This is a genomic window from Pyrinomonadaceae bacterium (assembly GCA_036277115.1).
Classification (GTDB): domain Bacteria; phylum Acidobacteriota; class Blastocatellia; order Pyrinomonadales; family Pyrinomonadaceae; genus UBA11740.
In genome coordinates, this window is sequence record DASUNM010000027.1 from 313,458 (window position 1) to 327,111 (window position 13,654).

Consider the following 13,654-nt stretch of genomic DNA (forward strand, 5'->3'; position numbering starts at 1 on the left):
GACGTTGCCTTCCGAAACTCAACCGCCTGATTTTCTCGCCTGAGCTTGAACCGCAGTAATGGCGATGGCGTCCACGATATCTTCCGGTTTGCAGCCGCGGGAAAGATCGTTCGCAGGACGGTCCAAGCCCTGCAAAATCGGGCCAATAGCTGTCGCCCCGGCCAGACGCTCAGTCAATTTGTAAGCGATGTTGCCCGCCTGTAGGTCAGGAAAGATGAGCACATTGGCGCGGCCCGCGACCGGCGAGCCAGGCGCCTTCGATTGACCAATGGCCGCCACGAGCGCGGCGTCGGCCTGGAGCTCGCCGTCAATCTCGATTTGCGGCGCGCGCGCGCGAACGGTCCGCGTCGCTTCGACGACTTTGTCGATCAGTTTGTGTTTCGCGCTGCCTTTAGTTGAAAACGACAGCATCGCGACGCGAGGCTCGGCGCCAATTAAGGCGCGGCAGGAATCAGCTGAGGCAATGGCGATTTCGGCGAGTTCGGCGGCGCTCGGCTCGATCACGACGCCGCAGTCGGCGTAGATCATGGCGCCGTTGTGACCGATGCTATCGTCGCGCAGGGCCATCAAGAAAAAACTCGACACCAGCTTGTAGCCCGGCCGCACACCGATACAGTGCAGCGCGGCGCGCACAGTGTGCGAGGTGGTGTTCGTCGCGCCCGCGACTGAACCGTCCGCGCGTCCGGCGCGCACCATCAGGTTTCCGTAGTAGAGCGGATCGCGTAAAGCAGTGCGGGCTTCGTCGAGCGTCATGCCCTTCGCGCGGCGCGCGTCGTACAGTAACGACACCATCTTGTCGAGGTCGCCCGCGCGCTGGTGATCGATCACCTCGACGCCGCCCAGGTCGGCGCCTGACTGTCGCGCCGCCTCGCGCAGCTTGTCTTCCGATCCCAGCACGGTAATGCGCGCCAGACGTTGTCGCGCCGCGGCGCCGGCCGCGATTAATGTCCGTGGATCTTCGCCTTCCGGCAACACGATGTGTTGCGGATCAGAAGCAGCACGTTGGCGGATTTGATCGAGAATGGACACGGTTACTGTCGGTGGTCAGTTGTCAGTGGTCAGTGATCAAAAGGCGTTCGAAATCTATCATGAGTCCGCAGAGGCTGAAAGGTTGCGGGGCGCAGAGCGGTCAATTAGACTTTTGTGAGCAACAGAACCGCGAAACGAATGAAGACGTATTTGCAACTGACCACTGACAACTAACTACCGACTAATCACAACTAACGACCATGTCCAAACTTAAACTTAAAAGCCGCATGAAGAACCTGCTCATGTTCCTCCCAAACATGATTGCCCTGTCGGGACGTCTGATGGTTGATAAGCGCGTGCCGGTCACTGAGCGCGCGTTATTCGCGGCCGCGGTCATCTATGCAATTATCCCGTTTGATTTTCTGCCGGACATGATTCCGTTTCTTGGGCAGATTGACGATCTGTTCCTGGTCGCGTTGACGCTGCTGCGATTGATCGGGCGCACTGATGACAAAGTCGTGCGCGAGCACTGGCGTGGCGGCGGTGACATCGTCGCCCTGGCGGAGTCAGCCGCGGCGATTGCTCCGGCGCTGATGCCGAAGCGCGTGTCGCGAGTCCTGTCGGCCAAAGTAAATCCCACTGCCGAAGGCACAGGCCTACTCGTTAAGGGTTCTAAAATGGAGCCGTTGTTTGTTGCCGAACCCGAACGTCAGTTGACGGAAGAAGACGAACACAAACGTCGCCGCAGCAGCATCCGTGAAGTGAAATCCGCCTGAAGGTTGGTCAGGCATTTCTCTCCCTCTGGGAGAGGGAGATAAAGCGCCCTAGGCAACCACTACTTTCAATTGGCGTGAGTTTGTCGTTTGAGGTGTGATTGTCTGCTCGCGTGCTTCGCGCTCTTCGCGTGACACGTGACGATAAAGAATGTCGCGCTGCTGGGGAATGAAACCGGCTTCGGTGATCAGGTAACGCAGCATCTCTTCCGACGCGCGATTGTGCGCGCCCGCCGCCGAGACGACATTCTCTTCAATCATGATCGAGCCCATGTCGTTCGCGCCGAAGCGTAACCCGACCTGGCCGAGACGCAGGCCCTGCGTCAGCCACGACGATTGGAAGTTTTCAATGTTGTCGAGAAACAGCACTGAGACGGCGAGCATCTTGAGATAATCAATTCCGGTCGGCTCGTCCTTAATCTTTCGTCCCAGCGCGGTGTTTTCACGCTGAAACGTCCACGGAATAAACGCGAAGAAGCCGCCCGTCTCATCCTGAACATCGCGGATCCTTTGCAAATGTCGCACGCGATGCTCCACGCGATCACCGATGCCGAACATCATCGTCGCCGATGATTTCAAACCAACTCGGTGGACAGCTCGCATCACGTCGAGCCATTCATCCGTCGTGCATTTTGTCGCGACGCGCTTCCGAACTTCGTCGTCGAGAATCTCTGCGCCGCCGCCCGGCAGACTATAGAGTCCCGCGTCCTTCAGCCGCCGCATAATCGTTTCGTAATCCAGACCGGTAATCAGGTGGATGTTGTGAATCTCAGGCGGCGAGAAGCAATGCAGTTGAAAGCCCGGATACTTCGCGCTGAGGTTGCGCAGCAGATCTTCATACCACTCAATTCCGAAATCAGGATGCAGCCCGCCCTGCATCAGAACGCCCGTGCCGCCCAGCGCGATAGTCTCGTCAATCTTTTCGCAAATCTCATCGAGCGTGCGCACGTAGGTGTCGGGCGCGCCCGGCCGTCGATAGAATGCGCAAAACGTGCAGACGACATTGCAGACGTTGGTATAGTTAACGTTTCGATCGATGATGTAGGTGACAATGTTGTCGGGATGCTTGCGCTTGCGAATCTCGTCCGCCGCCGCGCCTATTTTCGCGACGTCGTGCGACTCGAGCAGCGCCGTGCAATCGTCGGTAGTCAGTCGTACGCCGGCGAGCGCGCGATCGAGGATCGGTTGAATATCGGTGGTCGTCACGTTTGTAGTCTATTTAGTTGGCAGGCAATAGTACAACCGGCTCCCGGCCGTCGCGATCAAGCCAGAATAGCCTGTTTTGGGTCCGGCCTGGCTTTCGTCTGATAACTTACGGAACAATTCTAAACGCCGGGCGTCCAGTAGCTAGCGCAATTTTTCGTGGCCGTCGGGAAACGTCGAGGTTATCAGGCGCTTCAAAGCAACGAATCAAGCACTCGTCAGTTCACATTTGATGAGAACACCGGTGTTCGCAAGTTCGGCCCGGCTTCATCGTTCTCAACCCAAGTGCCGCGGTTATAAGAAAGGACGTAGCGATGTACCGTCGACTCGCATTGCTCCTGCTGCTCGCTCTGGTTCCCCTCATTTCGCAAACGACACCTGGGCAAGAGATCCAACGTCACTCAAATAGTGCGCCCGCCCCTTCGCCCTCGCCGACAATTGATCCCGCGGTTGAGAAGAAAGCACTCGATTTGCTGGAGTCTATCTCGGACCAGTCTGCCAAGTTTAACTCAGCCGCGAACCGAATACGCGCGTCCGCCGCGATTGCGGACTTGCTCTGGCGGAGGGATGAAAACCGCGCGCGCGCTTTGTTCAAGGGAGCGATCACGCAACTCGCGACGCATATTGCTGAGACGGACTTTGGTGACGTTGAGCGTTATCAGGAGATTTCGAGGTTTCACGAGCTCAGGCAAAATTTGGTGATGCGAATCGCCGCGCACGATCCGGAACTGGCGCTGACTGCACTTCGACAAACTCGCTTGCCCGGGACCGTCACACACCAGTGGCTTCCGCAGCAAGAATCCAACCTTGAGCTTACGCTTGCGAATTTCATTGTCGCGAAGAATCCGGAACTCGCGCTAAAAATTGCACGGGCCAGTCTGTCGCGCGGTGTGACCTGGAACCTCACTTCGTTGTTGTCGCAACTTGCGCAGAAGGACGTTAAGTCGGCGCAAGGTTTCTATGGCGAAATAGTCGCCCGTTTGAAGAGCGAGGACCTTGGTAAGAATTCAGATCCGGCAAATTATGCTTTACACCTTTTAAGTTCGTTCCAGCCACCGCAAGCGGATGAACAGACGTTTCGGGATCTCTTCACGATGGTGCTTTCTTCGTTATTCAGTCTTAATCGCGAAACGCAGAGCGGCATCAACATGGCGCAAAACTTTTATCACCAACTGGACGGGCTGATGCCGCTGGTTGAGAAGTATGCCGCTTCTCGCACCACAGACCTCCGTACCTGGATGCGAACGGTGGAACGCACACTCGATCCCGGCATGCAAATGTATAAGGAGCTAAGTCGTCTCAGCCAGACGGCAAGCCTCGACGACATCCTGGCGTTGGCTGAAAAGCAACCATCTGAATTCAAGACTATGGCCTATCAGCATGCGGCTGGGAAAGCATTGACCAGCGGCGACGTGACTCGTGCGAAAGAAATCATCGAGATGATCCCGGATCTGTTTCAACGCCGGCAGATGCTTGATCAGCTCGAGGCGCACAATGCGAGAAATCTGAAGGGCGACGACCAGCTGACCTCCGCGCGCGCTTTGATTGAGAAAGCGCGAACGGTAACGCGAAAAGTAGAATTAATAGCGCAAATCGCGAATTCACTTGCCGCTAACAATAAGAAAACCGAAGCGCTCGAGCTGTTGAATGACGGAAAGATTCTGGTCACGGCGACGCCGTCGTCCGCAGAGCAAGTGAAGGCCCAACTGCGTCTGGCCCAGGCCTACGCAGCGCTGGACCCCGATCAAGCCTTTGCCATTGTTCAGCCGTTGATCATTCGGTTGAATGAGTTGTTGGCAGCGGCTGCTGTTCTGGACGGAATAGATTTTCGCTATTTGAAAGACGGCGAATGGGAAATGCCGGGCGTGAATAATCTGGGAATGATCGTGAGCAGACTAAACCAAATCCTCACCGTTCTCGGCCGGATTGACTTCGATCGAGCGCTCTCGTTTGTCGCGCAGATAGACCGGCCGGAAATCCGCATCATGATCCAAATCGATATCGCCCAGGTAGTACTGACTGGTGGATCCGCGGACCAACGTTTCAATGGGCCAACCATGTTGCGAAGCCACATAATGAATTGACCGTGACTGATCCCAGACCACCGGTGAGCGGGAGCGGAAGCTCTCATACGACCGCTCATCCATCGGAAATCACCGGATAAGGTTGTCGACCGCAGAAGCTGCGAATAGTATTCTGCTGGCAAATGTCGCGACCGCTGATCATCGCCATTGATGGCCCGTCAGGTTCAGGCAAGTCCACGCTTGGACGGATGCTCGCGCGCGAGCTCGGTCTGCTTTACATCGATACCGGCTCAATGTATCGAGCGGTGGCGCTGGCGGTCATTGAAACAGCATTGAACGCGGCGGACGACGTCGCCGTCAGCGCGTTGGCCGAACGGGTTGATATCGATCTCGCGGGTGAACCTGATTCGCTGAAGGTGACGCTCGACGGGCGGGATGTGTCCGACCGGATTCGCGACGAAGATGTGACGCACACTTCTTCGATCGTCTCGACAATTCCGGCCGTACGTCGCGCCATGGTCTTACGGCAGCGCGCGATGGGTGAGCGCGGTGCGGTGATGAATGGCCGCGACATCGGCACGGTCGTTTTTCCCAACGCCGACGTAAAGTTTTTTCTTGATGCGGCCATCGAAGAAAGGGCGCAACGCCGGCTCGCTGAAGAGCGCGAACACAATCCGGCCGCGACCTACGAACAGACGCTGGCCGACATTACCGAACGCGACCGCCGCGATACGACGCGCGCCGACTCGCCATTGGTAGCGGCTGAAGACGCCATCATTGTGGATTCCAGCGGCATGTCGATTGACGACGTGTTTCAGAAGATGTTGGTGATTGTGAGGGAAAGGACGGCGGGATGAAGATTTCAACGTTCACGTTCAAGAAAGAAGCGCTCTGGACGATCGCCTTCTCGCTGGCACCTCTCGCGTTGGCGTTGCTCGTGATTCTGATAGTGCGCATCTTGCGCTGAACACCAATCGGCAATCGCAAATCTAAAATTTCAGGATGTTCACCGGAATCATTGAAGAGCTCGGTCGCGTGCGTGAAATCGAACGTCGCGGCGAAGACGCGCGCATCGTGATTGAAGCGCGCGCGGTTACCGAAGGTTCGCATGATGGCGATTCGATTTCCGTGAATGGAGTTTGTTTGACGGCGCTCGAGGTGGCGCCCGATTCATTTGCCGCTGACGTCTCGAAAGAGACGCTGTTCCGCTCGACGCTTGGCAACCTGCAAGCCGGCTCGCCGGTCAATCTCGAACGCGCGGTGACGCCGGCCACACGACTCGGGGGCCATATCGTCCAGGGCCATGTGGATGCACGCGGAGAGTTTCTAGCTTCAGAGAATCACGGCGATTCGTGGACGTTCCGATTCGCGTATCCGAAAGAGATTGCCCGTTATCTTGTCTTGAAAGGCTCTGTCGCAGTCGAGGGCATCAGTCTCACGATTGCGAATCTGACGGACGAACACTTCGACATCGCCGTGATTCCAAAGACGCTCGAGCTCACAAACTTTCCGCATCTGCAGCCAGGCGACGCGGTCAATCTCGAAGCCGACGTGATTGCGAAGTATGTCGAGCGAATTCTCAGTAACACCTCGCTTCAGCGAGGTGACGGCACTAGGGGTGCGACGGAATGAGCCGAATGAAACGGATAAAGCGATAGACCATGGTATTCGAGCGAGTCTTCACGGTCAACGATTACTACGATGGGCCTCATTCAGGAATCGCGAACTATTGCGGGCGTCCACATCATTATGAGTGCGAATGGGACCATGAAAAAGGTAACTACGGCAGTACATTCGTTCTGACACCAATCACCAATGAGACGCTTACGCTTGCACTCGAGCAGCATGAGATTTTCCTCCGTTGGGAGCGCGCGAACCTGCGTGGGGAGATCGTGGACTCAACACATCCGGCGTTGCCAGGCCAAAACGCACGGTACGCTGAACTAGAGGAAATCATCAAAGGATCCCTTGAAAATGCTTCTGGGTCGCGACACCGCGCGCGTGGTGTTTTTCGTCCAACCCCGGAACAGCAGCCGTCATTGCCCAAAGGAGTCATGAGGGAGCTTGAAGTCGAGTGGGCCAATGTCGCCTAACAAATCGTTGGACTGGAGCGGCGGGAGCGTGCTTCGCATCAAGCCTTCTAGGCGATCAGTCGAGCGTATAGTTACCGTTTCAACGGCTTTTTGGGGAAACGGTTGAAACCGTTAACAAAAAGGCGCCAGGCCGATCACCTCGCTGAAGCGAGGTGTGAATGAAATAGGCTCGTAAGTCGCCAAACACCAGCGTGACGCGTTAACATATTCCAACCCGAGTCTCAGGTTCCCGATTACCGAGTTCAGAAATGTCTTTTGCTTCCATTCCCGACGCCGCTGCCGACATTCGCGAAGGGCGAATGGTCATCATCGTGGATGATGAAGACCGCGAGAATGAAGGCGATCTGGTCTGTGCGGCTGAGAAAGTCACTCCTGAAGTCATCAACTTTATGGCGCGACACGCGCGCGGTCTGATCTGTCTGCCGCTGACCGAAGATCGCTGTGACGAATTACATCTGGCGCCGCAGGTTGCCGACAACACTTCTTTTCTCGGGACTGCGTTCACGGTTTCAATCGAAGCTCGCCGTGGCGTGACCACCGGTATCTCCGCTGCCGATCGCGCGACGACGATTTTGACGGCCGTCGATTCGCGTACGAAGCCGCAGGACCTGGCGCGACCGGGCCATGTGTTTCCGCTCCGCGCGAAGAAAGGCGGCGTGCTCGTGCGCCCCGGCCAGACGGAAGCGGCCGTGGACATCGCGCGTATTGCCGGTCTTTATCCCGCCGGCGTCATCTGCGAAATCATGAACGAAGACGGCACGATGGCGCGTCTGCCCCAACTCAAGGACTTCGCCGTCACACACGGTCTGAAGATCATCACCGTTGCCGACCTGGTTCGTTATCGAATTCAAAAAGAAGTGCTTGTGCGACGCGCCGTCGAAACTGATCTGCCGACGGTTTACGGAAAATTTCGGGCCATCGCTTTCGAGAACACAATCAACGGCGACGTGCATCTGGCGATGGTGATGGGCGACGTGCGCACCGACGATCCGGTGATGGTGCGCGTGCACACTGAAAACGTAACCTGCGACATGTTCGGCTCGACGATAGACGACACCGGTTACCAGCTGCGTCGCGCGTTGGAAAAAATTGCGGAAGCGGGCCAGGGTGTCGTGCTTTACCTGCGGCAAAGCGAGCACGGCCTCGATCTGATTCACCAGTTGCGCACCTATGCGCTGATGCAGGAGCGCGGCGCCAGCAAACGTGAAGCGAGCGCTGAAACGGGCTACGGCCTTAATCGCGATTACGGCATCGGCGCGCAGATTCTGCATGAACTCGGTCTGCGGAGGATTCTTCTCCTGACAAATCACCCCCCGAAGATTTCCGCGATCGAAGGTTTTGAATTGGAAGTGGTCGGTAACGTGCCGCTCGGCTCTCCCGCGACAAATGAGTCGGCGCTGAGTTCAATTGCGGATTTGGTGGCGAAGAGCACAGACTAAGTCTATGCTACGTTCTTGAAATCCCCCCGATTTCAGTTTGAAAAGACAGACGTCAGATGTTGGAGATCAGAGTTCAGACTATCGTTGGTAGACATCTGATTTCTGACATCTGACTTCTACTTTTCCCGCTCTCCTGTAAAATCTCAGTTACTGTTCAGCCGTGGTCGCGACTGCCGGTCAATGCCTGTGAACGATCAAGAGCCTGCCGAAACTAAACCCAGCGCGTCACCGTCGCCTGCGCTACGACGACGACGCCGGTTCCTAAACCGCCGCAATACCATCATTGTCGCCATCGTCGCCGCGGTCGGCATCGTGGCGCTGATTTTGATTGCCCTGTTGAGCTACCGGTTCGGTTACGTTGATGCGTACATCGCCAGCCAGGTAAAGAACACCCTCGCGACTTATGGGGTGCGCGCCGAGATACGAGAGTTCCGCACCGCTGTATCCGTAGGTCCGCAAACCGTCGAGATGCTCGGCGTCGAACTTTACGACGCCCAAACCGGCGAGAAGCTCGGCAAAATTGATCGGATGGTCGCGACCGTTCGCATCGAGGATCTTTACGCGCTGAACCTGCAGCGCAACCTCAACCTGGAGGATTTGCAGATCGAAGGGCTCGAGCTGTGGGTGAACTTCGACGCGCAAGGTCAATCCAACTTCCGCAACTTGCGGATGCCACCGCCCGAACCAAACAAGCGGATTCTGTTCGCGTACTCGACGGCTCGTATCGAGCTGAAGAATGGTCTGATTCACTACGGCGATGCGCTGCACAGTTTGTCGGGCGAAGCGCGCAACCTGCGGGCAACGATTCAACCCGACGATCCAAACGCGCCGGCGGAGAGTTGGATGAACACCGTTACGTTGACGTCCACGAACTCAACCTTCGCGTACGATGGCCGGCCCATCAACAACATCGATATCGACGCTCGTGGCCGCGTGAACCAAACGCGCGCTGAGATTCAGGAGCTGAACATCCGTTCGCCAGTTGCCGAAGCAAAACTTAACGGCGTGATGGATGATTGGCGCGCGCTGAAATACAACTTCAACGTTACCTCCACCGTCGATCTCACTCAGATGTCCGATGTCCTGGCCACCGGCACAGCGTTGCGCGGCGTTGGCAACTTCACCGCCACCATTACCGGTGAAGGCGATAAGTATCAGATCAATGGCGGTGTGAAATCCGATGCGCTGGCCGCCGGCAACATTCGTCTGCAAGGCCTGAACGTGACGGCCAAAGGATCGGGCCAGGGAGAAAGTTACGACTTCAACGGAAGCGCCGTCGCGCAGCTTTTGACCGCCGGCGACTTTCAGTTGAACTCGGTGCAAATAACCGGCGGCGTAATGGGCACGGGCTCAGACTTTCGCTGGGTCGGCGACCTGCGCGCGGCGGCGGAAAAGAGTTACGGCACAACCATAACCGGCCTGATTCTGCGCGATGCCGTTGCTGAATATCGCGGCGGAGTCTTAACGGTCACAGCGCCCCAACTAATCGGCAGCACGCTTACCACTGCCACCGCACGGGCCGCAGGTATCCAGGCCAACGACATTCGCGTCAGATCCGAAAACGGCGTCACCACGGCGACGGTTGCGACGGCAAAAGCCGGCAAGATTCAGTCGAAGGACGCGACGATTGATGGGCTGACCGCCAGGAACATCTCTGCCAACAGTCGCGGCGACGTCACCAACGTCACTGTCCAGGAAGTGCAAGTCGGCGCCATCCACGCTTCCGGCGTGCAAACGGGCAGCCTCAACATCGCCGGCGTACGACTGGCAGTTCGTAACGGACGCGTCCAGGGCGCCACCAACGACATCAATGCGGGAACGGTGAAGCTTGAGAACGGTCAGGTCGAGAACGTGAAGCTGGCGCGGCCATCGTTCACGCTCGAGCCTTCCGGAAGATATCGCGCCAGCGCGGATCTGAGTTTGGGTGGCGGCGTGCTGGGCGAGATGAAGCTTGGCCCGGCGCGTGCCGCGGTCGTCGCCTCGAGCGATCGGATCGAGCTGAAAGAGTTTGTGGCTGAAGCATTAGACGGACGCGCGAGCGGCAACGCCACGATTGCGCTGACAAAGACGGGCACGTCGCGAGTCTCGACCGACTTCAACAATTTCGATCTCGGCGCGCTCATCGCGATGCTCTCCGGACGCGCGGTGCCCGTTTCCAGCCGCGCCACTGGTCGTGCGGATCTCACTCTGACCGGCACAGATTTGGCGACTGCGACGGGAAACGTGAACGCGCAGTTGCAGGGCGCGCCTTCCGCAGCCGATTTCGCGCCGCTCTCGGGCGACGTTGCCATCACCGCCAATCGCGGAGTCTTTCAGATTGAGCGCGCGAACCTGCAAACAACGGCCACGAAACTGAACGCTGCGGGCCAGTTCTCGATCGAAGAACCGATTTCGAACCTGCGCGTCGATGTGGCTTCCACTGATGCGTCTGAGATTCAACGCTTGCTGATCTCGTCAGGCGCCCTGCCCGAGGTCGAACAGCAGTTTCAGACCTACGGAATCGATCTCGCCGGGAAACTAAATTTCAACGGCACATTGGCCGGCGCGTTGAAGGACCCGCTGGTAACCGGTCACGCCGAACTCGGCTCGCTGATCGTCAACGGGCGCGACCTCGGATCGTTAAACGCGGACATCGCTACTACGGCAATTGAAACGCGCGTAAACAACGGACGGCTGATTCAACCGAACGGCGGCGGGGCACAGTTCGCGCTGGTGATTCCGCGCGTGGGCGATAGCAACACGTCTATCGAAGCGACGCTCGACCGGATGAATACGGCAAACCTGATTGCCGCCATGCCCATGGCCGGTGGCACACGCGACCAATTCGGCAGCACCGAAGGAGAGGCATCGGGCTCAATAAAGATCAGCGGCATTCCCAACAAGATGACCGGTGTCGCCGACCTGCGCTTCGGCAAAGGACGTCTGGCCGGCGAGCCGCTTCAAAGCCTGACGGCGCGCGCGACGTTCGCCGGTTCGACCGTGAACATCGACAGCATTGATGCGGTGTTCGATGCCGGGCACATCGTTGGCAGCGGCAAGTACGACACGGAAACGAAAGCTTTCGACGTGAAGTTCAGCGGCGATGGCGTGCAGATCGAGCGCCTGGCGGCGCTTGCGAGCCGGCCGGGCATGCCCAAGTTCGGCGGGACGGCAAAGCTGACGGCCACCGCTTCAGGAATTTTCACGGACATCACTTCGTATCAAATCAACTTCAACGCCGACAGCACCGACGTCACTGTCGATGGCCGCCCCGCGGGCGCGCTGAAACTTGCCGGTGTCACCGAGAACAAGCAACTCAACATAACTTTCAGCACGACCGGATTGCTGGGCGAGCAGCCGCAAACAGTCACCGCGCGTGTCGATCTCTCAAATGAAAAACTTCCCGCCGTCGTTGAGTCGAACATTACCGGCGCCGATCTGACCCAGCTGCTGAAGATCATATTGCCCGAAACCCAAGTGGCTGTTACCGGCCGCGCGAGCGGCACGTTGAAACTATCCGGCAACCTGATGACTGAGAACGAAGCGGGCGAAGAGGTCCTTTCCTGGCGCGGTCTCAGCGGCTCAGCCACGTTCACTGAACTGACGTTGCGCGTCATTCGCGATCCTGGAAAAGATGAGATCACTTTGAATCCGACGGGACCGCTGGTCATCGACTTTGCGCCGAATGAAGTGACGTTTCGCGAGACGCGCTTCACCGGTCCCGGAACGAACGTGACAGTCGCCGGGACAGTTGCGACGGGCGTGGGCGGCCGGCAAAACCTGGCTATCAACGGCGACGTTAACCTGCGAATCTTCAGCAGTATCTCGCCGGACGTTTTCTCTTCAGGGGTGGCCAGGCTCTTCCTGCGCATCACCGGCAGTTACGAAGATCCACGCTTCCTGGGAACCGCCGAAGTTAACGGCGCCTCGGTCTCAGTGTTCTCCGGCGACCAGACGATCACTCTTTCCAACCTGACCGGTCTTATCCGATTCAATTCGAATCAGGCGCAAATCGAGCGGCTGGAAGGCACGTTGGGCGGCGGCAGAGTTACAGCTTCCGGCGGCGCGTTGCTGGCCGGCTCGGCGCGCGGCCGATTCGCCCTCAACCTGCGCGGCGAAAACGTCACGCTCAACTATCCGAAAGATTTTCGCTCAACCGTCACCGCCGATCTTTCGCTGAACGGAGACATGACCAGTCAGTTCATCACCGGCTATGTGAACGTGAAGCGGACTGAATACACCAAGGACGTCGATCTTGCAGATCTGATCGATCAGCGGCCTGAGACAACAATCGAAGAAGGCGGCCAGTTCTCGTTTGCCGAAACGGCAGTGCTGAGCGGCGTTAGGGTCGAAGGCCGGAACGCGCTCGTGATGCGCAACAACCTCGGCAATGTGGTCGCGTCCATCAACCTGCGTCTCGATGGCCCGATTGGTGCGCCGGCCATTCAAGGCCGGGTAACGGCAACCAGTGGCACGCTCAACTTCCGCAACAGTCCTTACGAGCTGACGCGCGGCCTGGTCGATTTTCCGGGACGACTCAGCGCCGATCCGATTCTCAACATCGCGGGCGAATCAGTGATTCGCGGCTATCGCGTCAGGGTTGGCATCACCGGCCCGCTGTCGAATCCGAACACTACCGTCGGTTCTGAGCCCGCCCTGCCACAGGCCGACGTCGTCTCGTTAATTCTTACCGGCTCGCTGTCTTCGAGTGAGCAGAACACTTCGGTGTTGGCCCAGTCAGGCCTGGGCACCGCGGCGAGCTTGTTAACGGATGCGATTATCAACACGCCGATATCGCGCGCGACGAACAAGTTGTTTGGCTTGAGCCGGCTGGAAATTAATCCGGTAATCAGTGGCACCGGAACGACACCGACGGCGCGACTTACGGTCGGACAGCGCATCAGTAAGGACGTTACGGTGACTTATTCGACCAGTCTCGCGTCGGATCCGAACCATGTCCTGGCCGTCGAGTATCGCGTCTCGAATCGTTTGTCGTTCATCGCGCAGTACGAACAAGGTTCGCAGCGGAATCTGAGCAACCGCAACAACAATTTCAGTTTTGAAATCAGGTTCAGGAAGAGATTTTGAAAAGACAGAAGGCAGCGGGCAATAGGCAAAAGGCAGTAGGCAGAAAGCAGAAGGCAGCGGGACGAGACGTCTCTTGCGGCCTTCTG

General features: G+C 57.6%; 9 protein-coding genes. 7 read left to right on the forward strand and 2 right to left on the reverse strand.

The window, feature by feature from the left end; translation table 11 throughout:
- Window positions 1–18: 18 nt before the first annotated feature.
- Window positions 19–1,029, reverse strand: coding sequence for a phosphate acetyltransferase (gene pta, locus VFX97_17780; protein HEX5705053.1), 1,011 nt, complete (start codon window positions 1,027–1,029; stop codon window positions 19–21).
- Window positions 1,030–1,229: 200 nt separating this feature from the next.
- On the opposite strand from pta, the gene VFX97_17785 reads away from it, so the two are divergent.
- Entirely contained in the window at window positions 1,230–1,745 is a 516-nt protein-coding gene (locus VFX97_17785) for a YkvA family protein (GenBank protein HEX5705054.1), read from the forward strand.
- A gap of 48 nt (window positions 1,746–1,793) precedes the next feature.
- On the opposite strand, the gene mqnC is transcribed toward VFX97_17785, so the two are convergent.
- The gene (mqnC, locus tag VFX97_17790) at window positions 1,794–2,948 is read right to left on the reverse strand and encodes a cyclic dehypoxanthinyl futalosine synthase (protein ID HEX5705055.1); all 1,155 of its coding nucleotides are present in this window, start codon (window positions 2,946–2,948) and stop codon (window positions 1,794–1,796) included.
- Window positions 2,949–3,259: 311 nt separating this feature from the next.
- On the opposite strand from mqnC, the gene VFX97_17795 reads away from it, so the two are divergent.
- The 6 genes from VFX97_17795 to VFX97_17820 all read left to right on the forward strand — a co-directional run bounded on the left by VFX97_17795 (window position 3,260) and on the right by VFX97_17820 (window position 13,568).
- A complete protein-coding gene (locus tag VFX97_17795; protein HEX5705056.1) occupies window positions 3,260–5,029 on the forward strand; it encodes a hypothetical protein in 1,770 nt (589 codons plus the stop codon).
- 122 nt (window positions 5,030–5,151) lie between these two features.
- The gene (gene cmk, locus VFX97_17800; protein HEX5705057.1) at window positions 5,152–5,826 is read left to right on the forward strand and encodes a (d)CMP kinase; all 675 of its coding nucleotides are present in this window, start codon (window positions 5,152–5,154) and stop codon (window positions 5,824–5,826) included.
- A gap of 145 nt (window positions 5,827–5,971) precedes the next feature.
- Window positions 5,972–6,601, forward strand: coding sequence for a riboflavin synthase (locus tag VFX97_17805; GenBank protein ID HEX5705058.1), 630 nt, complete (start codon window positions 5,972–5,974; stop codon window positions 6,599–6,601).
- Between the two features lie 29 nt (window positions 6,602–6,630).
- A complete protein-coding gene (locus VFX97_17810) occupies window positions 6,631–7,062 on the forward strand; it encodes a hypothetical protein (protein ID HEX5705059.1) in 432 nt (143 codons plus the stop codon).
- Between the two features lie 248 nt (window positions 7,063–7,310).
- Window positions 7,311–8,501, forward strand: a complete 1,191-nt coding sequence (ribB, locus tag VFX97_17815; GenBank protein ID HEX5705060.1) for a 3,4-dihydroxy-2-butanone-4-phosphate synthase — start codon at window positions 7,311–7,313, stop codon at window positions 8,499–8,501.
- Window positions 8,502–8,681: 180 nt separating this feature from the next.
- On the forward strand, window positions 8,682–13,568 hold the full coding sequence (locus VFX97_17820; GenBank protein ID HEX5705061.1) for a translocation/assembly module TamB domain-containing protein: 4,887 nt from the start codon (window positions 8,682–8,684) through the stop codon (window positions 13,566–13,568).
- Window positions 13,569–13,654: the final 86 nt, after the last annotated feature.